Here is a 23,887-nt window from a genome sequence, read left to right as displayed (position 1 = left end):
CGGTCGTTTTCATGACGACCGTTTCTAGAGAGAGCAATTCTGGCGAGGGTTCGCCCCGGCACGTCGATGTGCTGATCATCGGGGCGGGTCTGTCCGGCATCGGCGCCGCGTGGCGCCTGCAGCAGCGGCGTGACTGGACCTACGCGGTTCTGGAAGGCCGGGATAACCTCGGGGGCACCTGGGATCTGTTCCGCTATCCAGGTGTCCGATCGGACTCGGACATGTTCACCCTCAGCTACGCGTTCCAGCCGTGGCGGGAGAAGAAGTCGCTGGCCGACGGCGACAGCATCCGCCACTACATCGAAGACACCGCCCGCGAGTACGGAATCGACAGGCACATCCACCTCGGGACCAAGGTCGTCTCCGCCTCGTGGTCCTGGAAGCAGTCCCGATGGGTGGTGGAGACCCGGCAGGGCGGGGAGTCCCGGGTGTGGACGTGTTCGTTCCTCTACATCTGCGCCGGCTACTACGACTACGATCACGGCCACCAGCCCGAGTTCGCGGGAGTGGAGCAGTTCGGCGGCCGGTTCGTGCACCCGCAGTTCTGGCCCGAGGACCTCGACACCACGGGCAAGCGGGTGGTGGTGATCGGCAGCGGAGCCACCGCGGCCACCCTCGTCCCCGCGCTGGCCAAGACCGCGGCGCACGTCACGATGCTGCAGCGGTCGCCGACCTATCTGGCCGCGCTGCCCGACGTCGACCGGACGGCCGACCTGCTGCGCCGCTACCTCCCCGCCCGCGTCGCGCACCGGCTCATCCGCGAGAAGAACGTGCTGAGCAGCCAGCTGACCTACTGGCTGAGCAGGCGCTTTCCCGAACAGACCAAGCAGCATCTACGCAAGTCCGCGCTCCGCTTCCTGCCGGATCCTGCGTACCTGGACAAGCACTTCACTCCCCGCTATCAGCCGTGGGACCAGCGGCTGTGCGTCGTGCCCGACGGCGACTTCTTCCGGGCCGTGGCCGCCGGGACGGCGTCGGTGGTCACCGATCGGATCACGCGCTTCGCGGAGAACGGGATCGTGCTGGACTCCGGGGAACTCCTGGAGGCCGATGTGGTCGTCTCCGCGACGGGGTTGTCGCTGATACCGCTCGGCGGAATCGACCTGTCGGTGGACGGGCAGCCGGTCAACATGGCGGAGACCACCGCCTACCGCGGGCTGATGCTCAGCGGCGTGCCCAACCTGGCCTTCTGCGTCGGCTACACCAACGCGTCGTGGACGCTACGGGCCGACATGTCCTCGCGCTACGTCGTCCGGCTGTTCGACTTCATGAAGCAGCACGGGTACGCGACCGCGATGCCCGCGTTCCCGCCCGGAGGGGAACGGCAACCACTGCTCGGCCTGACCTCCACCTACGTGCAACGCGCCGCCAACCTGTTTCCGCAGCAAGGCGAGCGCGATCCGTGGGTGGTCTCACAGAACTACCTGGTCGACAGAGTGACGTTCGGGTTCACCGACCTCCGCAAGGGGATGATCTTCGACGGCTAGGAGCTCGCCTCGTGACCGATCAGTCTGATGCCGAAGGGGCCGGCAGGCTTTCCCCGATGAGCGCCTCCGGCCTCTCCATTCCCACCCGAACGCTCGTCCTGGCCATGGTGGACCAGGACGGACGGCTCGACGGCACCGCCCTGTACGAGATGGCCAGGCGGTGCGACTTGACCGACCAGCAGGTACGGCAGTGCCTGCGACGGCTGGTGGCCGACGGGTCTCTCCGGCTGGACGGCGGCCGTGGACGGCGGGCCGTGTTCGTGGCCGCGCCCGGCGTGGCCTCGATGTTGCTGCCGGAGTTGAGGTATCTCCAGCTCGCCTACGGGCAGGGCGCCGGCCTGCTGCCCTGGGATGGGACGTGGCATCTGGTCGCCTTCAGCGTCCCCGAGTTCCGGCGGGTCGCCCGCGACACCTTCCGCGGCCACCTGCGCTTTCTGGGCGGCGCACCCGCGCCGGGCGGGCTGTACGTCTGCGCCAACGATTGGCACGACGACGTTCTGGCCGAGGCGAACCGCCTGGAGATCGCCGCCGGCCTGTCCGTGACAACCAGCCGCGACCTGCGGATCGGCGGGGTGAGCGAGCCACGCGCGCTGGCCGGGAGGCTGTGGGATCTCTCCCGGCTGGAGGCCGAGTGGATCGCTTTCGAGCGGCGGCTGGCCTCCTCGACGCAGTCCGCGCCGGACGCCCTGCTGCGAGTCGTCGAGTTCGCGCAGATCATGGAACGCGATCCGCTGCTGCCGCTGGAACTGCTGCCGCCGGACTGGCCCGGTGCCCGCGCCCGCGCCGCCATGGCCGCCGCCATGGCGGCGGCCGACTCCAGCGACATCCCGCTGACCCGGGCCATGCACGTCCTGCTCGCCCACGCCAGGTGACACGCGAAACCGCGTTGCATAAAACGTTCGTTTTCGATACGTTCGTTATATGAATGAACATCGAGTGGTCGCACTGGGCGGAGCGGGAGCGATGGGCAGGCCCGCGGTCGAGGCGCTCGCCCAGCGCGGGGACGTCGCGGAGCTGGTGATCGCGGACCGCGATCTGGCCGCCGCCGAACGCCTCGCCGCCGACCTGGCGGGCGTCGCGTCCGCCACCCTGATCCCGCAGGCGGCGGACGCGACGGATCCGGTACGGCTGCGCGAACTCTTCCGAGACGCCGACATCGTCATCAACACCACGGGACCCTTCTTCCGGCTCGGCGTGCCCGTACTGGAGGCGGCGATCGACGCGCGCACCCACTACGTCGACATCTGCGACGACTGGGAGCCGACCCTGGACATGCTCGCGCTGGACGCCCGGGCGCGGAGCTCGGGCGTGATCGCCGTGATCGGGGCCGGGGCGAGTCCGGGCACGAGCAACATGCTGGCCGCGCTCGCGACCCGCGACCTGGACACCGTTGACGACGTCTTCACGGCCTGGCCGGTGGACGTGCCGTTCGTCGGCGACGCCCCGGAGGACTCGGCCGCCGGCGCCTCGGCCGCCACCGTGCACTGGATGCAGCAGCTGTCCGGAACGATCCAGACCTGGGTCGACGGCAAACCCGCCGAGCGGCCCCCGCTCGAACCGGTCACGCTGGACTACCCGGGGTCGGGCACGGGCACCGCGTACACGGTCGGTCACCCCGAGCCGGTGACCTTGCCGGGGACCCGCGCGGTCACGCGCAGCTCGGCCTGCGTCATGGTCGTCCAGCCGACGACCGCGGCGTACCTGATGACCCTGCGCGACGACATCGACAGCGGGAAGCTCTCCCTGGAGGAGGCGGCCGCCGCGGTCGACCACCCGACCGCGGGCAACTTCGCCAGGGCCGCCCTCCGCCGGCCCTGGCTGCGCGGCCCTCGTGCGCTGCCCGCCTTCTTCGCGCTCGCCACCGGGAGCCGCGGCGGCCGGCCGTACGCGGTGGGTGCTCGGTTGATCGCCTCCCCCCGTGGGATGGCCAGGGCGACCGGCATCCCTCTGGCGCTGGCGGCGGGCCAGATCCTCGACGGCTCGGTGCGCACCCATGGCGTCCATCCCCCCGACGCGGTGCTCGACCCCGAGCGGTACTTCGACGCGCTGGCCGCCCACTGCGATCCGCCGCGGGCCGATCGCGGTGAGGTGGTCAAGGTGGATCAGGCGCCCGCCACCGCCACGACCTCGTGGCCGGCATGAGCGCGCCAGACGCACTCCGCGGCGACGTCGCGGCCGGCTGGGAACCGGTCCGTGACGCGTTCGCCGCGATCATGAGCGGGCCGGAGGAGCGCGGCGCCGGGTTGCACGTCATTCACCGCGGCAGGACCGTCGTGGATCTCTACGGCGGGAGTGACGGCAAAGGGCCCAACGGCCCGGACACCCGCCAGGTGGTCTTCTCCGCCTCGAAGGGCATCGCCGCCGCGTGCCTGGCGGTGCTCGCCGACCGCGGCGATCTCGACTTCGACGCGCCCGTGACCAGGTACTGGCCCGAGTTCGGCCGCCACGGCAAGTCCGAGATCACCGTGGCGCAACTGCTGAGCCACCAGGCCGGGCTCATCGCCCCCTCGCGGCCCGCCACCCTCGCCGACGTGCTGGACGGGCGCCCGCTCGCGGACGCCCTGGCCGACGAGCGCCCCCGCTGGCCGCTGGGCCGCCCCGGGTACCACGCGGTCACCTGGGGGACACTCGCCGACGAACTCGTCCGCCGGATCACCGGGGCCCGGCTCGGCGAGGTGCTCGCCGAGCTGGTGTGCCGCCCCCGGGACCTGGCGATCAGCATCGGCACCCACCTCGACCCTCCGCCTTCCCCGGTGTACGCCGCCACCCGGGTCCCGCTCCTGGTACGGCTGACCACCGCGGTCTTCGCGCGCCCCGGAACGCCGCTGTGGCAGGCGTTGACCGTGCACGGGGCCCTCACCGAACCCGCCGACCTCTGGGTACGCCGCCCGGAGACCCTCGCCGGGCAGCTTCCCGCCGCCAATGGCGTCGCCACCGCCCGGTCCCTGGCCCAGCTCTACGCCATGCTCCTGCCCGAGGCCGAGGATCCGCTCATCAGCGACCGCACCCAGCGCGCCGCCGTACGGCTTCGCGCCGCCGGGCGGGACCGGGTACTCGGCCTCCCGTCGGCGTTCGGGTGCGGATTCGCCCTGCACAGCCGTGCCTGGCGGCTCGGCTCCCCCACGGCCTTCGGTCACCCCGGCATCGGCGGCGCCCTCGGCCTCGGCGATCCTCGCCGCGGGCTCGCCCTGGCCTTCCTGCCGCGCACCATGCCCGCCGACGCGCTGAGCGACGCCCGTCACCGCATCCTGCTGGACGCGGTGACCACCGTCATCGGCCCGTGATCTACCCGTCGGCACGGCGCGGAGCGCGGGTCAGCGCTGGCGGGTCGCCGTCCCACCCGACGTTCGCATAGTTTACTATCGAATCAAATTCGATAGTTCTGTTTGTGTTAGGCGGGTGGGTGTCTGGTGGCGTCGGTAAACTCGTGCACGCCGGGCGCCTCACCGTCCGCCGCATCGCCCGGAATCGGCGCCGTCCTCGCGGTGCCGCCCGGCCATCCCTGGAAGGCTGCAGCATGACCGCCGCACCCCGTATGCCGGGACCGGACGTCCAGGTCCCCACCCGGATGCTCGTCGAAGCGCTCGTCCGCGCCGATCTCACCGTCGACTCCGGCGAGCTCTACGCCACCGCCAACCTGCTGGGCATGAGCGACCAGCAGGTGCGCCTGTGCATCAAACGGCTGGCCGCCGAGGGACGTTTCACCCAGGAGGGCAGGGGGCGCAAAGCACTGCTGCGGGCCAGCGGCACCACTGAGCAGACCATGGGCCTCGATGTCGAGTTCGTCGGCCACGCCTTCCGCCAGGACGCCGGGCTCGCCCCCTGGGACGGCACCTGGCACCTGGTCGCCTTCGCCGTACCCGAGACCGCCCGCACCGCACGCGACGCGCTGCGCGTCGCGCTCACCGGCTTGGGTGGAGCAGCGATCCAAGGGGGTCTGTATGTCAGCGCCAACCTGTGGGAGCCGTACGTCGAGGACCACGCCCGCCGCCTGAACGTCCTCGACCACCTCACCTTCCTGAGCACCCGGGACCTGCGCCAGGGCGACCAGAGCGATCCCGTCGCGCTCGCCCGCGACCTGTGGCCGCTGGCCGAGATCGCCGAGCGGTATCACCGGCTCACCGCCGTCGCCCGGCTGCGGCGCGACCGCCTCCAGGATCACGCCGGCCTCTCCGAGCCTCAGCGACTGACCATCGCAGTGGAACTGGCGGCCGAATTCAGTCGCGCGATGGAAGCCGACCCTCTCCTGCCGCCCCAGTTGCTCCCGCAGCCCTGGCCTGGCGCCCAGGCCCGCGAACTGGTCGCACAGTGCTGGTCGCTCCTGGACGAGAGCGCCGGCCCGGACGGCGAGCCCATCCGCCTCTTCCGCCTCTACGGCGACATGACCCGCCGCTCAGCCACTCGAACCTGAGCGGCTGAGGCAGGGGCGCCGCTAGATCCTCCAGCGGGTTACGACGCCTCCTCGATCACGACCTTGAGGGGCTTGGCATGCTCCGCCAGGTCGGCAAAGAATCGATCGGGGTCGATCGCCGTTTCCGGCGGGTGGACCCCGGGCTGGCTGACGGTGCCGTCGAGCAGTTGGGCGAGGCCCAGGGCGGCCGGGATTCCGGTGGCCTCGCCCATGTTCTTCATCAGCGCGTCCGTGCCCGTCAGATAGGCCACGACGGTGGTCGGTCGCCCATCCTTGATCCCTCTGGCGGCGGCGAAGAACGACGGCAGCGAGCCGGGCGCCTTGAACTTCACGGCGCGCGCGGCGGAGCGCACGGCGCGTCGCATCGTGGGCTTGGCCAGGTCGGCGGCCGCGGTCTCGTTGGTGAGCCTGCCGCTGTCGATGTCGTTGCGCAGCACGTCCAGGTAGGCCACGGTCCCGGGCGTGATGACCATGAGGTTGGCCGAGTCTCCGGTCAGTCGATAGCTGCGCAGCAAGGTCACCGGCTCGGGGTGGCCGACGGTGTAGGCGGTGCCCTTGCGACCCCCGGGCAGGTCGAGTGCGACCGGCTGCAGGGGCGGCCGCTGTACGACCTCCCCACCGCTCACGATGGCGACCGTGCCGCTGATCTGCTGCATCCAGTGCACGGCCGCCGCCACCGGACGGCCGTCGGGTCCGGTCAGGTCGGTGTCACCGGAGCCCGGCACGTCGACGGGCCAGGCGGTGTAGAGGTCCGTCACGGTGTCGAGTCTGGCCACCGCCCCGGCCGCGAGAAGGTTACTGGCGCCGGGGCTCGCGCCCATGCCGATCACGGCTCGTACCCCCGCGGCTCGGGCCTCGGCGTCGAGGTCGAGCATCTCCAGGGTGGGCTCCCAGTCGTCGCAGATGTCGAGGTAGTGGGTGCGAGTGCGGATGGCCGCCCGCAGCACGCCCAGGCCGAACCGGTAGAACGGCCCGACGGTGGTGAGGACGATGTCGGCCTCGTCGAGCGCCGCGTCCAACTGGGCCTCGTCGGTGACGTCGACCTCGCGCGCGCTCAGCCGTACCCGCGAGCCCTCCAGTTCGCGGACTAATCGCCGCGCCGCGCTCAGGTCGCGGTCGGCGACGATGATCTCCTGGACGCCGGAGAACCCGGCCGCGACGCGGACCGCGACGCGGCCCATCGCGCCGGGCCCGCCGAGGGCGAGTATTCTCATCAAACCCCCTACTAATGGATCGTGACTGGATCGATCGATTGGTTTACGATCGCATATATTATGAACCTATCAGCCACTCCGCTGTTCCGCGAGAGGCCCGCGAGCCGGCTGACCGTCGTCGAGGCGTTCAGCACACTGCCGTTCGCCGTGATGGTCCTGCCTTACAGCTCTCCCGAAAACCGCACCGCGCCCGACTGGGCGCAACTCCTCGGCCTGGCGATGATCATCACGCTCTATACCGCCACGCTGTACACCTGGCGGCTGGTCATGGTCAGCGGCCTGCGTCCGATGACCCGCCAGCAGCTCCGCGACGACCGCCGCCTGCGCCTGCTGGTGCTGGGCTACCCGTTCCTGGTGGCCTTGCTCCTGCCGGTCCCGGACACCTGGATGACCTTCTGGTTCTGGCTCACGCTGATCAGCACGGCCGGCGGGGCGGTCTCCCTGGTCCGGCTGGTGGTGATGCTCAAGGGCCAATCGACCCCGGCAACCGCCCCCCAACCCCTGCGGTCCCGCACGCCCTGACATCGGGAAGTTGTCACCATGAGGCCGACTCCCCTATATCGATCAAAAAGCAAACTATCACATAAGATGCGATCGTTCATAAACTGACTGGCAGGAGGGTCTTGTGATCCGGGAGTTCACGTCGAAGCCGGACGGACCATACGAACGGGGTCTGGAGTTCGGGGCCGTCCACGCCGCGCAGGTCGCCGCCACTGTGGCGTCGTACCGCGTCATGTTCGACGGGCTGGCGGGGCGGCCCGTCCCGCTCGACGATCCGGGCGCGCGGGCGCTCACCGCCGTCGAGGGGTGGGCTCCCGATCTCGCGGAGGAGATCAGGGGAATCGCGGACGGGGCCGGGTTGCCGGAGACCGAGGTGGCCGCCATCAACGCGCGGACCGAGATCCTGGCGACCCTGCTCGCGCCGCCGCGCGGCGAGTGCTCGGCGGTCGTGGTGCTGGGCGAACCCACGGTCGCGGGGCAGACCTGGGACTGGGTCGGCGCGATGGCGGACAACTGGCTGGTCTGGACGATCCCCCATCCGTCGGGGCGGGTCGTCCGGACGATGACCGAATACGGCGTCGTCGGCAAGATCGGGGTCAACTCCGAACGGCTCGGGCTGCTCTTCACCTTCCTGTCACACGAGCGGGACGGCGTGACGATCGGCGTACCGGTGCACGTGGTGGCCCGCCGGGTGCTGGACGAGGCTTACGACCTGTCCTCGGCGACCTCCTTGCTGACCTCCCCCGGGGTCTCGGCCTCCACGTCGGTGACGCTGGTCGTGCCCGGGAGCGCGATCACCGCCGAACTGCATCCGGGCGGCCCGGCATGGGTGCTGCCCGACGGCGACGGAATCCTCGTCCACACCAACCACTTCCTCGACCCGACGGCCGCCGCCGGAGACCAGGTGCCGAAGGAGTTCCCCGACACTCTGCTGCGTCACGACGCCCTGCGTCGCCGGCTGAGCGCCGGAGAGCCGATGCGGCAGGCCATGACCGACCACTCCGGGGGCAGCAAGAGCGTCTGCTGCCATGTGCCCGCCTCCGCCGCGCTTCCCGAGTGGGAGCAGCAGACGCTGGCCACGATCGAACTGCACGTGGAAGCCGGCGATCTCACCGTCCACGCCGGCGGGCCATGCGGCTCCGCGGAGCCACATGGGCCGGTCGCGGAACACTGACTGGGCGTGCCGCGGGTGGGATCCGTGGCAACGTGGCAGTGCGTCCAGTTCGCGGACGCGCGTCCGGTGCGTGTTCGCGCGCACGGTGTCACACGGTGAGGAGTCAGGGATGGCGACGCGTAAGCAGGAGATGTCCGAGGAGACTCGCAGGCGTTTGGTGGAGGCGGCCTTCGAACTCGCCGCGGACGGCGGCGCGGCGGCGATGTCGATCCAGGCGGTGGCCACCCGGTCCGGTATCAGCCGGGGTTCCGTGGCCTGGCATTTCGGCTCCAAGGACGGACTGCTGGTGGCCGTGGTCGAGGAGGCTTTCCAGCGCGGCGTGGAGTTCCTGCGGCAGCGCCTCGACGCGGAACCGCGCGGCGTCGCGGCACTGACGCGGGCGAACTTCGCGTTGATGTCGCGACCCGAGGCCCGGATCTACTCCACCCTGCTGCTGGAGGCGATCACCCGGGAGTCCGCGGTCGGGAGAGCTTACGCGGAGCAGTATGTCGCCCTGCGGCGGTTGTACTCCGACTACCTGCGTGAGGCGGCTCCGGGGCTGGCCGCCGTGTTCGATCCCGACGCCCTGGCGGTCGCCATGCTCGGGGCCACCTTGGGCATCAACATCCAGCACCGGCTCGACCCGGCCACAGTGGATCGCGGTGGCGCGGTCCGCGCGATGGAGGCGATCTACGACGCGGCCCTGACACCGGCCGAGGGAGGTGCCCCCGCTTCCTAGGGTGTACTTGCTGTGTTGAGCGTCCAATAATAAGTTGGACGTACAACACAGAACGGTGGTGCCACCCATGGAACTGATCGACCTCACCAGGACACTGGATCCAGCCGACCGCGAGAAGCTGCCGCCGGAGCTGCGCGCGCTGGGACGCGTCCTGGCCCCCGAGATCACCTACGCGCATCCGGCCGGCGCGGGCGGAGAGGAGTTCGCCGCGGCGATGGCGTGCCGCGTGGAGGATCTGCCCGACGGCGAGGGGTGGGGCTCGGAGACGCTGAACGACTTCAGCTCGCACCTGGGCACGCATGTGGACGCGCCGCTGCACTACGGGTCGACCTGCGAGGGCCGCCCGGCGCGCACCATCACCGACATCGCCCTTCAGGAGCTGTGGTGCGAGGCGGTCGTGCTGGACCTGCACGGCCGCTGCGAAGCGAACACCGCGATCACGGTCGAGGCGCTGCAGGCCGCCGTGGAGCAGGCCGGCGTCGGTGTTCCGCAGGGCGGGGCGGTCCTGCTGCGCACGGGTCAGGAGCGGTTCGGGCCGCAGGACCCGGAGTTCTTCCGGTACCCGGGGATGAGCCGCGAGGGCACCCTGTTCCTGGCCGAACAGGGTGCGAAGGTGCTCGGCACCGACGCCGCCGGCTGGGACCTGCCCTTCCCGGTGATGGCCGAGGCGTTCCGGACCGGCGGCGACAACGCGGTGCTGTGGGACGGGCACCGCGCGGGCCGGGAACGAGAGGTGTTCATCGTCCAGCAGCTGGCCAACCTGGCCGCGCTGCCCCCGTCCGGATTCCGGGTCGCGTTCTTCCCGCTGAAGCTGGCGCGGGCCAGCGCGGCCCCTGCCCGCGTCGTCGCGTTCGTCTGAGCGGCTGATCCCACCAGAGGAGGCTTCTGATGAAACTGGCCACCGTTGTCCACGGCGCGAGCGAGCACGCCGCGGCCGTACTCGAACCAGAGCGCCGCGTCGTCCTGCTCGGCCCCGCCGCCCGCATCCGGTCGGATGAGCAGGCCCCCCTGCTGCGATCGGTGCTGGACATCATCGAGGGCGGGGCGAAGGCACGCGCCGCCGCCGACCGTGTCCTCGCCGATCCGCCCGAGGCGGCCGTGGTGGGGATGGACGAGGTGCGGTGGATGTCGCCGCTGCCCCACCCCCCGCAGATACGGGACTTCGGCGGATTCATGGACCACTTCCGCAACGCCCGCGCCCGCATGGAGGGGGTGGCGGCCGAGAGCGTCGAGCTGCCGGCCATCATGCGGGAACGCCCCCTGTACTACGTCGCCAACCGGCTGGCGGTCGCCGGCCACGACACCGCGGTGCGCTGGCCGTCCTATTCCTCGGTACGCGACTACGAACTGGAGTTCGCCTGCGTGCTCGGCCGTGGGGGCATGGACATCCCCCGCGAAGAAGCCGAGTCCCACATCTTCGGCTACACCATCTTCAACGACTTCACCGCCCGCGACACCCAGCGGGAGGAGATCTCCACCGGCCTCGGGCTGAGCAAGAGCAAGGACTTCGCCGACGCGAACGTGCTGGGCCCGTGGATCGTCACCGCCGACGAGCTGGCCGCCCCGTACCGGCTGCGGCTGGTGGCGCGGATCAACGGCGTCGAGGTCAGCAGCGGCACCAGCGCGGACATGGACCACACCTTCGCCGACATGATCGCCTTCGCCTCCACCGGCACCCGGCTGCACCCGGGCGAAGTGCTGTGCTCCGGTACGGTGCCCACCGGTTGCGGGCTGGAGCACGGCCGGTTCCTCCAGCCCGGCGACACCGTCGAGCTGGAGGTCTCCGGCATCGGTGTGCTGCGCAACACGGTGGTGACGGCGTGAGCACCGCACCCGACGGAGTCGTGATCCTGGGGGCCGGCTGCACGCCGTTCGGCCGGCACACCGACCGCTCCGCCTCCGACCTTGCCCAGCAGGCGGTGACCGAGGCGCTCGCCGACGCGCGGGTCTCCCGCGACGAGATCGGCGCGGTGTTCTACGCCACCGTCAGCCAGAAGGCCCTCGACGGCCAGCACATGATCCCGGGCCAGGTGTCGCTGCGCCCCCTGGGGCTGTCGCACGCCCCGCTCGTCAACGTGGAGAACGCCTGTGCCGGCGGAGCCAGCGCACTGTGGCTGGCCGTCGCGCATGTGCGCGCGGGCTTGTCCGAGGCGGCCCTCGCCGTCGGTGTCGACAAGCTGGTGTGCGCCGACGCGGCGCGCGGGCTGGCCGTCTTCGACGGGGCCCTGGACGTGCACCGCCGTGAGGAGACCCTCGCCGGTCTCCGCGCCCTGTCCGGCGCCGAGGCTCCGGCCGGCGGTTCGGATCGCTCGGTGTTCATGGACGTCTACGCCTCGCTGGCCCGCGCCCACATGCGGCGCTTCGGCACCACCCGCGAGCAGCTCGCCGCCGTCGCCGCCAAGAACCACGCCCACTCGGTCCACAACCCCTACGCCCAGTTCCGCAAGCCGCTGACCGTCGAGGAGATCCTCTCCGCGCGAGAGGTGGCGTGGCCGCTGACGGTTCCGATGTGCTCACCGGTCAGCGACGGGGCCGCCGCGGTCGTGGTCATGCGCGCCGAGACCGCCCGCTCCCGTGCCGGGTACGCGCGGGCGGTGCGGGTGCTGGCCAGCGCCCTCGTCTCCGGTGGCGACCGCACCGCCGACCAGGTCGAGCAGCACATCGGCCGCAGGGCGGCGCTGGCCGCCTACGAGCAGGCGGGCATCGCGCCCGGCGACGTCGACGTCGCCGAGGTGCACGACGCCACCGCGTTCGGCGAGATCCAGCAGATCGAGAACCTCGGCTTCTGCGCCATAGGCGACGGCGGCCCCTGGTCCCTGTCCGGCGCCGGCGCGCTGGGCGGAACCCTGCCGGTCAACCCGTCGGGGGGCCTGGAGTCACGCGGGCACCCGGTCTCGGCCACCGGACTCGCGCAGATCTTCGAACTCGTCACCCAGTTGCGCGGCGAAGCCGGGGCCCGCCAGGTCGCCGCCGCGCGGATCGCCGCCGCGGAGAACGGCGGCGGCCTGTACGGCATCGAGGAAGCCGTCGCCTCGGTCACCATCCTGGGCGGGATCCGATGAGCGCGCCCGACGCGGTGCTCGGCGGCCCCGGCTACGCCCAGCTGATCCTGTCCGCGCTCCGCCGCCGCCCCGACCGGCTGGCGTTCCGCTGGCGTGAAGACGGTCAGCCGCGCACCTTGACCTACCGCGCCACCGCGGAGCGCATCGAGCGGACCGTCGCCGCCTTCGGCCGTCTCGGGCTGGCGCCCGGGAACGCGGTGGCCCTGCTCACCGGCCCCCGCCCCGAGGCGTTCACCATCATGGCCGCCGCCTGCCTCGCGGGCATCCGCTTCGCCGCCCTGCACCCGCTCGGCGACGCCGGGAACGACGCCTACGTGCTGCGTGACAGCGGCGCCGACCTGCTCATCGTCGACGACGCCCGATTCGCCGACCGCGCCGCCGCGGCCGGCGCCACCACCAGGGTCGTCACCCTGTCCGACCTCGCCGGCCTGGCCGGCCGTACGGCCCCGGCGGCGGACGACCCGCGCGGCCCGGCGTGCTACCTCTTCTACACCGGCGGCACCACCGGCGAGCCCAAGGGCGTGATCCTCGGCGACCGCTCCCTGACCGCGAACGCCTGGGCCTCCACCACCTGGGCCTGGCCCGAGAAGACGACCTTCCTCATCACCACGCCCATGTCCCACGCGGCGGGCCTGCTCATCGCCCCCGGCCTCCTGCGCGGAGCGACCTTCGTGGTCCATCCCGGTTTCGATCCGGACCGGGTCATCGACGCGATCGAACACGACGGCGTGGACACCACCTTCCTCGTGCCGACCATGCTCTACACCCTCCTCGACCACCCCCGCGTCCACACCGCCGACCTGTCCGGCCTGCGCTGGATCCTCTACGGCGCCGCCCCCACCGCGCCCGCCCGCCTCGTACAGGCGAGAGACCGGTTCGGCCCGATCCTCAGCCAGCACTACGGGCAGGCCGAGGCCCCCAACGCGCTGACCGTGCTCGACCCCGACGAGCACCGCAGCGACGACCCGGCCGTCCTCGCCAGTTGCGGGCGGCCGATGCCGGGAACCGAGATCGCGCTGCTCGACGCCGACGGCCACCCGGTCGCCGACGGCGAGCCAGGCGAGATGTGCGTACGAGGCCCGCTGGTGATGGACGGCTACTGGAACAAGCCGGACCAGACCCGTGCCGCGCTCCAGGGCGGCTGGCTGCATACCGGCGACATCGCACGGGCGGACCCCTCGGGCCGCCTGACCATCGTCGACCGGATCAAGGACGTCATCATCACCGGAGGGTTCAACGTCTACCCCCGCGAGGTCGAAGACGTCCTGGCAGGCCACCCCGCCGTCGCCCACTGCGCGGTGTACGGAGAGCCGGACCCGCAATGGGGCGAGGCGGTCGTCGCCGCCGTCGTCCTCCACCCCGGCCACGACGCCTCCAGCGACGAACTGACCGCCTATGTCCGGCAGGCGAAGGGCGGTATCTGGACCCCCAAGCGCATCCGGCTGTGTCAGGCGCTGCCTCTGACTCCTCTCGGGAAGATCGACAAGAAGGCGCTGCGCGTCAGGTGACGCAGGTACGCCAAGGCTGTCCTGAGGGCCGGCGCCCCCGGCCCGGCCCTCAGGAACCACTCACGCCGCGGCGGCGACGCCGAGGTCGGCCAGCAGCTCGTCAGCGGCCCGAAGCCCCGAGTCCGCTCCCCCTTCCATGTAGCCCGAGGCGACGGAGGAGGTGTGCTCACCCGCGAAGTGGACGTTGCCCTGCCGGACTCCCTCGTAGCCGCCGTAGTACTGGTAGTAGGCGGTGGGCAGTCCCCCATAGGCGCCGCGCGCGTAGGGGTTGAGGTGCCAGGCGGCCAGGGTGGCCTTGCCGTTCCACTGGTGGGCCAGGCCGGGGAAGACCGTGTTCAGCTGCGCGAGCACGATTCCGGCGTACCCCGCCGTCTGGGGGGTGCTCGAGGTGGAGAAGGCGCAGGGCGGGTTGAAGTCCGCGGCGTGGTCGCCGCCGGCGTAGGCGAGCAGGATGCCCTGCGTGCCAGGCTGGGCGCGGGTGGACTCCCACGAGGTCTGGTAGCCGCTCGAGGACATGCCGCTGCCGCTGGAGCGGCCCCACGGGCCGGAGGAGTTCCACAGGCGCCGCTCGAACTGGAGCGCCAGCTTGGTGTTGCGTCCCATCGGCAGGGCGGCGATGGCCGCTCTCTTGCGTGTGTCGAACCCGGCCGCGGAGAAGTCCAGATGCTGCAGGACGCCCTGCGGCAGGGCCAGGACCGTGTGGTCGGCGGTCACCGTGCGGGTCACCCCGTCGACGGAGAAGACCAGGGTCTGCCGTCCCGAGCCGTCGACCGCCAGAGCCTCCAGTTCCCAGCCGTGCCGTACTGTCCCGGCGGGGAGGGCGTTCTTGATGGCGCGCGGGAGGAGGTCGTTGCCGCCTCTGATGTGGAAGCGGGTGTCGCTCTGCCCGAAGAGGGAGAACCTGCCCTCGGGCTGGTCGACGAGGACGACCAGGATGCCGAGCGCGCTGCTGGTGTCGGTGTCCATGCCGAACTCGGTGGTGAAGGCGATGTCGAGCAGCTTGCCGATCCGGGAGGAGTGGCCGCCGGGCACCCTGGTCGCGATCCACTCGTACGTCGTCAGGTTCGACAGCGCGACGACCTGGGGAGAGGTGGGGGTGTCCCAGCTCGGCCAGGAGAACCCGTCCAGGTCCGCCAGGATCGCCTGGTAGACGGGGGCGAAGTCGGCGCTGGCGGTCGCGTAGGGGTAGTACCCGCCGTCGATCCAGTAGGTCTCCGTGGTGCCGGCCGGCTCGGCGGCCCGCAGATCGTCGAGCGGCAGCCCGAACCGCGCGGCCAGCCCGCGGATGATCTCGTGACCGGTGTCGATCAGCTCGCCGCCCCACTCGCTGACCTGCCCGGCTCTCCAGTAGGTGCCGGAGCGGTTGGAGTACATGCGGCCGCCGACCCTGGTGTCGGCCTCGTAGACGGTCGCGCTGATCCCCTTGTCGGCCAGCCGCAGCGCCGCGGTCAGGCCGGCGATGCCGGCGCCGATGATCGCCACCCGAGGTTGACCGGCCGCGTGGGCGGGGCGGGCGTTTAAGCCGAGGACGCCGGTCGCGGCGCCCACGCCCAGCGCGGCCGCGCCGCCGAGGATGGCCCGGCGGGACACCATGCGCTCCGCGGCCACGCCTCGGACCTCGTCGACGGGTACGCGCAGCCGCGCGGCGGCCCGATGCTCCTGGAACAGCTTCTGCACCAGACGGGCCAGTTCTGTTCTTGCCATGGCGGATCTCCTTGTCATGAGTGGGGGTTCATCCCAGGAAGGACTCGGGGCGGCGGAGCGGCCAGCGGTCCAGCTCTTCCAGAGCGGAGGCCAGCCGGATGAGCACCGCCTCGTCCCAGGGCCCGCCGATCAGCTGGCTGCCGATGGGAAGCCCGTCGGGCGAGGTGTGGGTCGGCAGCGTGACGGCGGGCAGACCGGTGATGTTGCAGACGGCGGTGAACGAGATCATCTGGGTCTCGGTGAGCCTGGGACCCCCGGGGTCGGCGTTGGCCTCCGCCAGGACCGTGCCGACCAGCGGGGGCGGGCAGGCCATGGTCGGGGTGAGCAGGACGTCGAAGTCCCTGCCCCACTGGGCGCGGACGACGACGGACTCCTCCTGCAGGAGGGCGGCGGCCCGGGTGTAGGTCCCCGAGTGGCGGCCCGCGGCGCGCTCCATCCGGTACCGCAGATGCGGCTCGGCCAACTCCGGCCGATCGTACGGCGACGCCCACAACGCCGCGTCGAGAACGGTCTGGGTGTAGCCGACGATGGCCTCCCCGCTGAAGAACCGCGGCGACACCGGGAAGACGGCGTGCCCGAGCGACTCCAGCAACCGCGCGGTGTGAACGGCCGCCGCCGCGCACACCGGGTCGACCGGCAGCCCGGTCGGCGCGTCCAGCAGCAAGCCGATCCGCAGAGGCCCGCAGTCGCGGCCCACCTCGTCGGAGAACGGCCGCTCAGGGGCGGGCGCGCGGTACATGACCAGGTTGTCGGGCACGCTCATGACGTCGAGCAGCGCGGCCGCGTCACGCACCGTGCGGGTGATCGCGCCTTCGACGGTCGCGTGCTCCCAGGACGCCACATACTGCGGCACCCTGCCCCGGCTCGGTTTGAGACCGACCAGCCCGCAACACGACGACGGCATGCGGATCGAGCCGCCGCCGTCGCTGGCGTGGGCAACGGGCGTGAGACCGGCGGCGACGGCGGCCGCGGCGCCACCGCTGGAGCCGCCCGAGGAGTAGGCCAGGTTCCAGGGGTTGCGGGTACTGCCGTAGCGGGAGTTGTCGGTGGTGGAGAGCAGCCCCATGTCCGGGCTGTTGGTCCGGCCCATCAGCAGGAATCCCGCGTCCAGCAGCCTGGTCACGACCGGCTCCGTGACCGTTCGCGGGGTGTCGTGCACCCCGAACGTCCCGTAGGTGGCGGGCTGCTCCGCCACCTGGGTGAGGTCCTTGACGGGAATCGGCACACCGTGGAAGGCGGGCAGGTCGCGGCCACCCGCCATGACGGCCTGCTCGGCCCGCCTGGCGGCCGAGCGCACCTGCTCGTCGTTCCGCCAGACGAAGGCTCCGACCTCGGGGTCGTACCGGTCGATGCGCGCCAGACAGGTGTCGACGATCTCGACCGGGCTCAGCTCACGCTTACGCACCGCCTCGGCGAGATCCGACGCGGAGTCAAAAGGGTCCATAGTGGCTCCAGAAGATGGGAAAGAAAAAGGGGTCAGCCGACGGCGAGCAGGCGGTCGAGCTCCTCGCGGGTCCCCGGTGTGCTCGGGCCGTCGAACACGACCCGGCCCGCCTCCATGACGAGCGCGCGGTGGCTCCGGTCCAGGAGAAGCCCCGCGTGCTGGTCGACCGCCACCACGGCGACACCGGTCGCGGCGATGCCGGCCAGCGCCTCCAGCACGTCGCGCACGACGGACGGCTGCAGGCCCTGGGTCAGCTCGTCCACCACGATCAGCGACTGCCCGGAGAGGATCGCCCTGGCGATGCCGAGCTGCTGCTTCTGCCCGCCGGACAGCGTTCCGGCGGGCTGCTGACGCCGCTCGGTGAGCAGCGGGAAGATCTCCCGCGGATCGACCGCGGGGGCGAAGCCCTTCCGCGCGGCCAGCCGGAGGTTCTCCGCGACGGTGAGGCTGGGGAACACTCCTCGGTCCTCCGGCATCAGCGCGGCCCCCCAGCGGGCGAGCAGCTCCGGACGACCGGGCGGCACGGTACGGCCCGCCAGGCTCATCGTGCCGCCCTGCCGGTCGGCGAGCCCGAAGACGGTACGCAGCAGGGTGGTCTTGCCGGTGCCGTTGCGGCCGAGCAGGGCGACGGTCTCACCCGCCGCGATCCGGAAGTCGACGTCGCGGACCACGGCGGCCTGGCCGTACCCTCCGCAGAGGCCGTGCAGTTCGAGCATCAGTGCGCTCCCAGGTATGCCTCGCGCACCGCCGGGTCGGCGGTGATCTCGTCCATCGGGCCGTGCGCGATCACCCCTCCGTCGTGCAGCACCACCACGTCGTCAGCCAGCTCGCGGACGATCGTCATGTCGTGCTCGACGACGAGCATCGCGCAGCCCGTCCGGCGGGAGACCTCCTTGAGTTCCCTGATCAGCGCGCGGGCGTCGTCCGGTCCGAGCCCGGCCGCGGGTTCGTCGAGCAGCATCAGGCGGGGCGCCCCGGCCAGCACCATGGCCAGTTCCAGCCGTCTGCGGTCGGCGAGCGGCAGCGCCCGGGTCTCGTTCGTCTCGTCGCGGACCAGGTCGTCGTACTCGGCGGGCAGCTCGACGTGCTCGGGTGCGTCCATGCGGGCCAGCCGGAGGTTGTCGGCCGGCGACAGGTCCGTCAGGACGCTCGGGATCTGGAACATCCGGCCGACGCCCAGCCGTACCCGGTCATGGATCGGCACCGCGGAGGCGTCCGCGCCGAAGATCCGCACCTCACCTCCGTCGGGGGCGAGCTGGCCCGCGATGATCGCGAGCAGGGTGCTCTTGCCCGCGCCGTTGGGGCCGATCAGGCACACGCACCGGCCGTCCTCGACGGTCAGGTCCACGCCGCGGAGCACGTTCACCGGGCCGAAGGACTTGTGAATCGCCGTGAGGGCGAGCGCCGCCGCTCCCCTGGCCTGGCCGCCGCCCCCCTTCCGAGGCCGGCGCGTCGCGGCGGCGGGGGGCAGCTTCACCGCGGGGCCACGCGTCCAGCGCCGGGCGATCCCCGCCAGACCCGCCGGGGCGTACTGGACGACGAGGACGAACAGAGCGGCCAGCCCCAGGACGTACCAGCCCTGCCAGGTGCTGCCGAGCATCTGCTCCCCCATCGTGACCAGCGCCGCGCCGAGGAACGGGCCCACGGTCGACTCGCGCCCGCCCAGGGCGAGCCAGACGAGGACGCTGGTCGACAGGCCGAGGCCGAAGATCTGCGGGGACACCAGCCCTGCCGCGAGCGCGTACAGGGCGCCCGCGATCGTCGACACCGCCGCGCTGACCGCGAAGGCCGTGGAGCGGACGCGGACCCCGTCGATGCCGGTCTGGGCGGCTCGCTCCGGATTGCGGGACGCGGCGGTCAGCCGCGCGCCGAACCTGCTCCGGACGACCGTCAGGGTGGTCACGGCCACCACGACGGCCACCACGACGAGGGTCAGGTAGTACGTCGTGACCACGCCGGGGCTGCTGATCGACAGCCCGTTGGTGCCGCCGGTCAGGCCCGTGAGGCTGGTCGCGGCGTGCTGGAGCAGCAGGCTCACACCGATCGTCAGCAGGATGAGCGGGGCGTCGGGCACGCCGGAGGCCAGTCCGATGCGGACCATCGGCAGTGCGACGGCGACCGAGAGGGCCAGCGCCGCCACCAGCAGCACGGCGAGCGACCGGTCGTGCGCCTGGCTGAGCGCGACGGCGTAGGCGCCCAGGCCGAAGAAGGCCGCGTGGCCCACGCTGAGCAGTCCGGCCCGGCCCCAGGACAGGTCGAGCCCGTAGGCGAACAACCCGTAGCAGAGCCCCAGGGTGAGGGTGGCCACCGCGAAGGTGCCGAGCCCGAAGGGAGCCGCCACCAGGACGGCGACGAGCAGGCCGAGCCGTACCGTCATGCTCATGCGCACCCCGTCTTCGGGGTGGTGTCGGGGATCCGGCCGAGCTTCTTGCTCACCTCGTACGCCCCGCCGGGCTTGATCGTCACTTCCAGCATGTCGGCCTGAAGCCGGTGGTTGGCGGACTCGAAACGGGTGCCCTTGCCGAGCGGCGAGTCGAAGGTGAGCCGCCCGATCTCGGTGTTGATGGCCGGACCTTCGAGGCCGTCCGCCTTCCGCGCGGCGGCGAGGAGGAACTGGATGCCGAAGTAGGCGTTGCCCGCCACCTCGGGGATCGGGGCGTCGAAGTCGTGCGCCGCCCGGTAGTCGGCCACGAACGTCCGGCTCTCGGCGTCGTCCAGGCGGTCGGTCCAGCGCACGGTGTGGGTACGGCCGTCCACCAGGGCGCTGAGCGCCGGGTAGTAGTCGGTGTCCAGCGGCGCGCCCTCGAAGCCCAGGCCGGGGGTGAGCAGGCCGAACTGGCTGGCCTGCTGGCTGAACGTCACCGCGTCGGCGCCGACGACCATCGACAGCGCCACGTCCGGCTTGGCGTCCTTCAGCCGCGTGATCACCGGTTGCCAGTCGGCCTGACCGAGAGGGCTGTACTCCTCGGCGACGATCGCGCCTCCCGACTGCTTCACGAGGTCCTTGGCGACCCCGGCGTAGAAGCGCGGGTAGTTGTAGTCGGAACCGACGATCGCCACCTTCTTCCCGTACTTCTTGATCAGCTCGGGGATGGTCGGGGTGAGCATCTGCCGTGTGGTCTCGCCGAAACCCCACTGGTAGGGAAAACAGCGCTCGGTGTCGCCGAGGATGGCCGTGCCGAAGGGGACCTTCGCGTCGTCGGCGACGCGGGCCACGGCTTCCGCGGTGTCCCCGGTGATCGTGCCGAAGATGATCGACACCTTGTCCTGCTGGATGAGCCTGCGGGCGAGCTGGGTGGAGGTCGCCGGGTTGCCCGCGTCGTCGACGACGACGTACTCCACCTTCGTGCCGTTGACGCCGCCGTTGTCGTTGACCTTCTTCACACCGAGCTCGAACCCGCGCCGGAGGGCCGTGCCCGTCGCGGAGACGGGTCCGGTGAGCGGAACGATCACCCCGATCTTCAACGACCCGCTCCGGTCGTCCTGCCCGCCCGAGATCGCCGAGCCGCCGCACCCGGTCAGCACCAGCAGGGCGGCGACGGTCAGGATGCCCGTGCGGGGACGAAAATGCGGCTGAGCCATGAGGAGAACCTCCGAATCCAGGGGCGCGAGCGCAGCGCCGCGACCCCGATCACGATCAGATAGAAGAGGACTTCGGCCAGGACGTCGCTCATCCAGACGCGCAGCAGCACCGACAGGGCGGCGATCAGCAGCGCGGCGCCCGCCGCCGTCCCGAGCGCGCCCGGACGGCTGAACAGCAGGCCGAAGAAGACGGGGACCAGCAGGCTGAAGCCCATCGTCGGATTCACCGCCAGCACCGGGCTGTACAGCGCGCCCGCCAGGACGGCCAGCAGCCCGCCCAGGACGAAGGCGACGGTGCGCACCCTGCGCGGGTCGGTGCCGAGCAGCGCCGCCATGGTCGCGTTGTCCGCGACGGCGCGCAGGGTGAGGCCCCAGTCCGTCCGGTACGCCACGAGCAGCACCAGCCCGATGACCGCCAGCGCGATCAGGCCGCAGGCCAGGCGGTAGGCCGGGTAGGGCGTGGTCAGCACGGTCACGGTCCCGGCGATCGGCGGTTCGACCGCGCGGGAGGTGGAGGTGAAGAGCAGTTCGACCACCTGGCGCAGCGCCATGCCGACGCCCCACGTGACGAGCATGGTCGCCAGTCCGTCCGCGAGGGGCCGCCGTAACAGGAGCCGCTCGACCAGCAGGAGCAGCGGTGCGGTCGCCACCAGGGCGAGCACCGCCCGCCAGCCGAACGCGGGGCCGGTGACGACCGCGGCGGTATAGGCCCCGACCATCACGAGATCGCCCTGGGCCAGGTTCACCACCCGGGTCGCCGCGAAGATCACGGCGATACCGACGGTGATGAGCCCATACAGGCCGAACAGGCTGAGGATTGCCAGAAGTACATCCACCTGTGACCGTCTTTTCACTTCCAGGAACCGGGAGACGAGTGCGAGCATCTGCCAATCGCGGCGCGCGTGCTGACATCGCAGCGCAGGCTTCTGGCGCCGCAGTGCGGAAGGAGGAGCCGTGCGTCTGGAAAGCCGGCATGACGGCACGCTCGTCTTCGGTTACCTGGACACCGATTCGCCGGACCGCTTCCGGGCATCCGACACGGTCCTGGTCAAGGCGGCTACGCCCTATGCCGCCGAGATGCGCCCCGAGCGGTTCGGCGCGCTCAACACCTGCGACATCAGCGGCGAGCACGGCGTCCAGGTCAGCCCGCACGCGACGGCGGCGGCCCGCGACGGCGCCCAGCTGCTCGGACTGCTGCTGTCCGGCGACGGGACGCTCGAACAGGACGGCCGCCGTTGCCCGCTCTCTCCCGGCGAGTTCGCCCTCTACTCAGCGGAGCGCCCGTTCCGCCTGGACCTCGGCGGCAACTACCGCTGGTTCGTCCTGCACCTGGACTACGGCACCGCCAAACTCATGCGGCTGGCCCAGGACGCGACGGCGAACCAGGAACTCCCCCGGTCCCCCAGCGGCCGTATCCTCGCCTCGATGCTGACCGAGCTCGCCTACCGGGCGCGCGACCTCGGCCCGGTGTCCAGGAGCGAGATGGGCGAGCACGTCGCCGGCGTCATCCGGACCCTCGTCCGCGAGTCGGGCAGGCGGAGATCGCCGGCCGACCAGGCGCACGTCCTCGACCGGATCCTCGACCACATCGACCGGCATCTGGCCGACCGGCTCGCACCGGCGGAGATCGCCTCCGCCAACCACGTCTCGGTCCGCTCCCTGCACGCGCTCTTCCAGCGGCAGGGGGAGACGGTCGGCGACCACATCCGCCGCCGGCGACTGGACCGCATCCGCCGGGACCTCACCGATCCCGCCCTCGATCATCTGCCCGCGTACGCGGTGGCCGCCCGCTGGGGCATCCAGGGCCCCAGCCATTTCAGCAAGCTCTTCAAGGCGGAGTTCGGCCTCTCACCCCGCGAGTTCCGGGACCGGTTCCGCCTGAGCGTCACCCGGGGGTGAGCGGGGACACCGCCGGCCGTGGTGGCCGCTGGTCGGGGAAGGCCGAAGAGGCGCGGATCTGGAAGTCGGCCGAGAGGAGGCGGCCGGGGTCGCCCTCGCGCCCTTCGAGGCGGTCGACGAGCAGTTCCACCGCCACCTGGGCGGTCTCGACGGGCAGGAAGCTGAGCGTGCTGATCGGCGGGTCGGTGTAGGAGGCCGCCGGATCCTCGGTGGTGCAGACGAGCAGCAGGTCGCCGGGGACGGAGCGGCCGAACCTGCGGATCGTGTCCAGCAGGAGCGGCGGGCTGACCTCGACCAGGGTGAAGATCGCATCCGGCGGGACCGGGGCGGCGAGCAGGTCCTTCACGGCGTCGAGCGTGTGCTGCACACCGGGGCCCGGCATGTAGACGATCCGGGGTTCGCGGCCCCGTTCGGCGCACCAGTCCTGGTAGGCGCCGACGGACTGCTGGTGGAAGCAGGCGGTGGCCTCGGCGGCGACGACCGCGATCCGTTCGGCGCCGGCGTCCTCCAGGTGATCGAGGACCTGGCGTACGGCGCCGCCGTAGTCGAAGTCGACCCATCGGCCGGTCTCCCGTGCCGCGCTCCCGATCTCCGCCAGGGCCCGGCGATCGGAGACCACGGGGACACCCGCCGCGAGGAAGTCCCCGACCATCGGGTCCGCCTCGACCGGGTCGACGACGAACACGCCGTCCAGCGGTATGTCCAGCCAGCAGTCCTCCGGCCCGGAGGTAGGCAGCAGGACGACCCCGTATCCGTGGGACAGCGCCACCCGGGTCGTGGCGATGGCGAGCTGCGAGAAGTAGGCCAGGTCGGCGTAGACCCACGGCGTCTCGACGTACTCCCGTGCCGCGAGGCCGAGCAGCCGGGTGTGCCCGCTCCGCAGCAGCCGTGCCGTGGCGTTCGGGCGGTATCCGAGCGTTCGCGCCACCTGCCGTACGTGCTCACGGGTGGACGCGGGAAGCCGCCCGGTTCCGTTCAACGCGTCGGACACGGTGGTCTTGGACACTCCTGCGACGCGGGCCACATCCACGAGGCGAACCCGGACGCTGCGGTCTGACTGGCTCATGAGCGGGATCCTGTCATCTGGCCGGATGGTCCGCCACACAGCCCCCCAGCTTTGCAGAATCGTTCCGCCAACCCCTTGTGCAGGAACGTTCCTTCACGAATACTCGCAGCCACCTCC

21 protein-coding genes are annotated in these 23,887 nt (G+C 71.5%); 13 read left to right on the top strand and 8 right to left on the bottom strand.

Annotated elements, in window-relative coordinates; translation table 11 throughout:
• The first annotated feature begins 11 nt into the window (after positions 1–11).
• From ABZ911_RS10950 to ABZ911_RS10930, 5 genes are all read left to right on the top strand, one after another.
• The gene (locus ABZ911_RS10950; protein ID WP_358054315.1) at positions 12–1,487 is read left to right on the top strand and encodes an NAD(P)/FAD-dependent oxidoreductase; all 1,476 of its coding nucleotides are present in this window, start codon (positions 12–14) and stop codon (positions 1,485–1,487) included.
• A gap of 56 nt (positions 1,488–1,543) precedes the next feature.
• The gene (locus ABZ911_RS10945; RefSeq protein WP_358054313.1) at positions 1,544–2,359 is read left to right on the top strand and encodes a PaaX family transcriptional regulator C-terminal domain-containing protein; all 816 of its coding nucleotides are present in this window, start codon (positions 1,544–1,546) and stop codon (positions 2,357–2,359) included.
• Between the two features lie 49 nt (positions 2,360–2,408).
• Positions 2,409–3,629, top strand: a complete 1,221-nt coding sequence (locus tag ABZ911_RS10940) for a saccharopine dehydrogenase NADP-binding domain-containing protein (protein WP_358054311.1) — start codon at positions 2,409–2,411, stop codon at positions 3,627–3,629.
• Positions 3,626–4,771 (top strand): serine hydrolase domain-containing protein, encoded by a 1,146-nt coding sequence (locus ABZ911_RS10935; protein ID WP_358054309.1) that lies wholly within the window; start codon positions 3,626–3,628, stop codon positions 4,769–4,771. Before ABZ911_RS10940 ends, ABZ911_RS10935 begins: the two co-directional genes overlap by 4 nt.
• Positions 4,772–5,004: 233 nt before the next feature.
• On the top strand, positions 5,005–5,898 hold the full coding sequence (locus ABZ911_RS10930) for a PaaX family transcriptional regulator C-terminal domain-containing protein (RefSeq protein WP_358054307.1): 894 nt from the start codon (positions 5,005–5,007) through the stop codon (positions 5,896–5,898).
• A gap of 38 nt (positions 5,899–5,936) precedes the next feature.
• Here the strand turns inward: ABZ911_RS10930 and ABZ911_RS10925 are convergent, their stop codons facing one another.
• On the bottom strand, positions 5,937–7,112 hold the full coding sequence (locus tag ABZ911_RS10925) for a saccharopine dehydrogenase NADP-binding domain-containing protein (RefSeq protein WP_358054305.1): 1,176 nt from the start codon (positions 7,110–7,112) through the stop codon (positions 5,937–5,939).
• Positions 7,113–7,172: 60 nt separating this feature from the next.
• Between ABZ911_RS10925 and ABZ911_RS10920 the strand changes: the two genes are divergently transcribed.
• The 7 genes from ABZ911_RS10920 to ABZ911_RS10890 all read left to right on the top strand — a co-directional run bounded on the left by ABZ911_RS10920 (position 7,173) and on the right by ABZ911_RS10890 (position 14,075).
• On the top strand, positions 7,173–7,634 hold the full coding sequence (locus ABZ911_RS10920; RefSeq protein WP_358054303.1) for a hypothetical protein: 462 nt from the start codon (positions 7,173–7,175) through the stop codon (positions 7,632–7,634).
• A gap of 103 nt (positions 7,635–7,737) precedes the next feature.
• The gene (locus ABZ911_RS10915) at positions 7,738–8,787 is read left to right on the top strand and encodes a C45 family peptidase (RefSeq protein WP_358054301.1); all 1,050 of its coding nucleotides are present in this window, start codon (positions 7,738–7,740) and stop codon (positions 8,785–8,787) included.
• Between the two features lie 109 nt (positions 8,788–8,896).
• Entirely contained in the window at positions 8,897–9,505 is a 609-nt protein-coding gene (locus ABZ911_RS10910) for a TetR/AcrR family transcriptional regulator (RefSeq protein WP_358054299.1), read from the top strand.
• Between the two features lie 67 nt (positions 9,506–9,572).
• Positions 9,573–10,364, top strand: a complete 792-nt coding sequence (locus ABZ911_RS10905) for a cyclase family protein (RefSeq protein WP_358054297.1) — start codon at positions 9,573–9,575, stop codon at positions 10,362–10,364.
• A gap of 29 nt (positions 10,365–10,393) precedes the next feature.
• Positions 10,394–11,329, top strand: coding sequence for a fumarylacetoacetate hydrolase family protein (locus ABZ911_RS10900; protein WP_358054295.1), 936 nt, complete (start codon positions 10,394–10,396; stop codon positions 11,327–11,329).
• Positions 11,326–12,567, top strand: coding sequence for a thiolase family protein (locus ABZ911_RS10895; RefSeq protein ID WP_358054294.1), 1,242 nt, complete (start codon positions 11,326–11,328; stop codon positions 12,565–12,567). The genes ABZ911_RS10900 and ABZ911_RS10895 overlap by 4 nt, the downstream gene beginning before the upstream one ends.
• Entirely contained in the window at positions 12,564–14,075 is a 1,512-nt protein-coding gene (locus ABZ911_RS10890; protein ID WP_358054292.1) for an AMP-binding protein, read from the top strand. Before ABZ911_RS10895 ends, ABZ911_RS10890 begins: the two co-directional genes overlap by 4 nt.
• Positions 14,076–14,135: 60 nt before the next feature.
• On the opposite strand, the gene ABZ911_RS10885 is transcribed toward ABZ911_RS10890, so the two are convergent.
• From ABZ911_RS10885 to ABZ911_RS10860, 6 genes are read right to left on the bottom strand one after another with little or no spacing between them, the layout of a single operon-like run.
• Positions 14,136–15,779: an NAD(P)/FAD-dependent oxidoreductase gene (locus tag ABZ911_RS10885; RefSeq protein ID WP_358054290.1), complete on the bottom strand. Its 1,644-nt coding sequence runs from the start codon at positions 15,777–15,779 to the stop codon at positions 14,136–14,138.
• Between the two features lie 28 nt (positions 15,780–15,807).
• Positions 15,808–17,223 carry an amidase gene (locus ABZ911_RS10880; protein WP_358054288.1) on the bottom strand — a complete coding sequence of 472 codons (1,416 nt, stop codon included), beginning with the start codon at positions 17,221–17,223 and terminating at the stop codon, positions 15,808–15,810.
• Between the two features lie 32 nt (positions 17,224–17,255).
• Positions 17,256–17,939 (bottom strand): ATP-binding cassette domain-containing protein, encoded by a 684-nt coding sequence (locus tag ABZ911_RS10875; protein WP_358054286.1) that lies wholly within the window; start codon positions 17,937–17,939, stop codon positions 17,256–17,258.
• Positions 17,939–19,606 (bottom strand): ATP-binding cassette domain-containing protein, encoded by a 1,668-nt coding sequence (locus tag ABZ911_RS10870; protein ID WP_358054285.1) that lies wholly within the window; start codon positions 19,604–19,606, stop codon positions 17,939–17,941. The genes ABZ911_RS10875 and ABZ911_RS10870 overlap by 1 nt, the downstream gene beginning before the upstream one ends.
• A complete protein-coding gene (locus tag ABZ911_RS10865; RefSeq protein ID WP_358054283.1) occupies positions 19,603–20,805 on the bottom strand; it encodes an ABC transporter substrate-binding protein in 1,203 nt (400 codons plus the stop codon). The genes ABZ911_RS10870 and ABZ911_RS10865 overlap by 4 nt, the downstream gene beginning before the upstream one ends.
• The gene (locus ABZ911_RS10860; protein ID WP_358054281.1) at positions 20,766–21,641 is read right to left on the bottom strand and encodes a branched-chain amino acid ABC transporter permease; all 876 of its coding nucleotides are present in this window, start codon (positions 21,639–21,641) and stop codon (positions 20,766–20,768) included. The genes ABZ911_RS10865 and ABZ911_RS10860 overlap by 40 nt, the downstream gene beginning before the upstream one ends.
• A 118-nt stretch (positions 21,642–21,759) precedes the next feature.
• Here ABZ911_RS10860 and ABZ911_RS10855 point away from each other — a divergent pair, with 118 nt between their 5' ends.
• Positions 21,760–22,704, top strand: a complete 945-nt coding sequence (locus ABZ911_RS10855; RefSeq protein WP_358054279.1) for a helix-turn-helix domain-containing protein — start codon at positions 21,760–21,762, stop codon at positions 22,702–22,704.
• On the opposite strand, the gene ABZ911_RS10850 is transcribed toward ABZ911_RS10855, so the two are convergent.
• On the bottom strand, positions 22,691–23,770 hold the full coding sequence (locus tag ABZ911_RS10850) for a LacI family DNA-binding transcriptional regulator (RefSeq protein ID WP_358054277.1): 1,080 nt from the start codon (positions 23,768–23,770) through the stop codon (positions 22,691–22,693). The genes ABZ911_RS10855 and ABZ911_RS10850 overlap by 14 nt on opposite strands.
• Positions 23,771–23,887: the final 117 nt, after the last annotated feature.

The sequence above is a fragment of the Nonomuraea sp. NPDC046570 genome (genome assembly GCF_040645915.1).
GTDB lineage: Bacteria > Actinomycetota > Actinomycetes > Streptosporangiales > Streptosporangiaceae > Nonomuraea.
This window is presented reverse-complemented; position numbering and strand designations above follow the sequence as displayed.

Bases quoted from the DNA above. Each gene is read 5' to 3' on its own strand.
- ABZ911_RS10950 (WP_358054315.1), top strand. From the start codon at position 12: ATGACGACCGTTTCTAGAGAGAGCAATTCTGGCGAGGGTTCGCCCCGG.
- ABZ911_RS10945 (WP_358054313.1), top strand. From the start codon at position 1,544: ATGAGCGCCTCCGGCCTCTCCATTCCCACCCGAACGCTCGTCCTGGCC.
- ABZ911_RS10940 (WP_358054311.1), top strand. From the start codon at position 2,409: ATGAATGAACATCGAGTGGTCGCACTGGGCGGAGCGGGAGCGATGGGC.
- ABZ911_RS10935 (WP_358054309.1), top strand. From the start codon at position 3,626: ATGAGCGCGCCAGACGCACTCCGCGGCGACGTCGCGGCCGGCTGGGAA.
- ABZ911_RS10930 (WP_358054307.1), top strand. From the start codon at position 5,005: ATGACCGCCGCACCCCGTATGCCGGGACCGGACGTCCAGGTCCCCACC.
- ABZ911_RS10925 (WP_358054305.1), bottom strand. From the start codon at position 7,112: ATGAGAATACTCGCCCTCGGCGGGCCCGGCGCGATGGGCCGCGTCGCG.
- ABZ911_RS10920 (WP_358054303.1), top strand. From the start codon at position 7,173: ATGAACCTATCAGCCACTCCGCTGTTCCGCGAGAGGCCCGCGAGCCGG.
- ABZ911_RS10910 (WP_358054299.1), top strand. From the start codon at position 8,897: ATGGCGACGCGTAAGCAGGAGATGTCCGAGGAGACTCGCAGGCGTTTG.
- ABZ911_RS10905 (WP_358054297.1), top strand. From the start codon at position 9,573: ATGGAACTGATCGACCTCACCAGGACACTGGATCCAGCCGACCGCGAG.
- ABZ911_RS10900 (WP_358054295.1), top strand. From the start codon at position 10,394: ATGAAACTGGCCACCGTTGTCCACGGCGCGAGCGAGCACGCCGCGGCC.
- ABZ911_RS10890 (WP_358054292.1), top strand. From the start codon at position 12,564: ATGAGCGCGCCCGACGCGGTGCTCGGCGGCCCCGGCTACGCCCAGCTG.
- ABZ911_RS10885 (WP_358054290.1), bottom strand. From the start codon at position 15,779: ATGGCAAGAACAGAACTGGCCCGTCTGGTGCAGAAGCTGTTCCAGGAG.
- ABZ911_RS10880 (WP_358054288.1), bottom strand. From the start codon at position 17,223: ATGGACCCTTTTGACTCCGCGTCGGATCTCGCCGAGGCGGTGCGTAAG.
- ABZ911_RS10875 (WP_358054286.1), bottom strand. From the start codon at position 17,939: ATGCTCGAACTGCACGGCCTCTGCGGAGGGTACGGCCAGGCCGCCGTG.
- ABZ911_RS10870 (WP_358054285.1), bottom strand. From the start codon at position 19,606: ATGAGCATGACGGTACGGCTCGGCCTGCTCGTCGCCGTCCTGGTGGCG.
- ABZ911_RS10865 (WP_358054283.1), bottom strand. From the start codon at position 20,805: ATGGCTCAGCCGCATTTTCGTCCCCGCACGGGCATCCTGACCGTCGCC.
- ABZ911_RS10850 (WP_358054277.1), bottom strand. From the start codon at position 23,770: ATGAGCCAGTCAGACCGCAGCGTCCGGGTTCGCCTCGTGGATGTGGCC.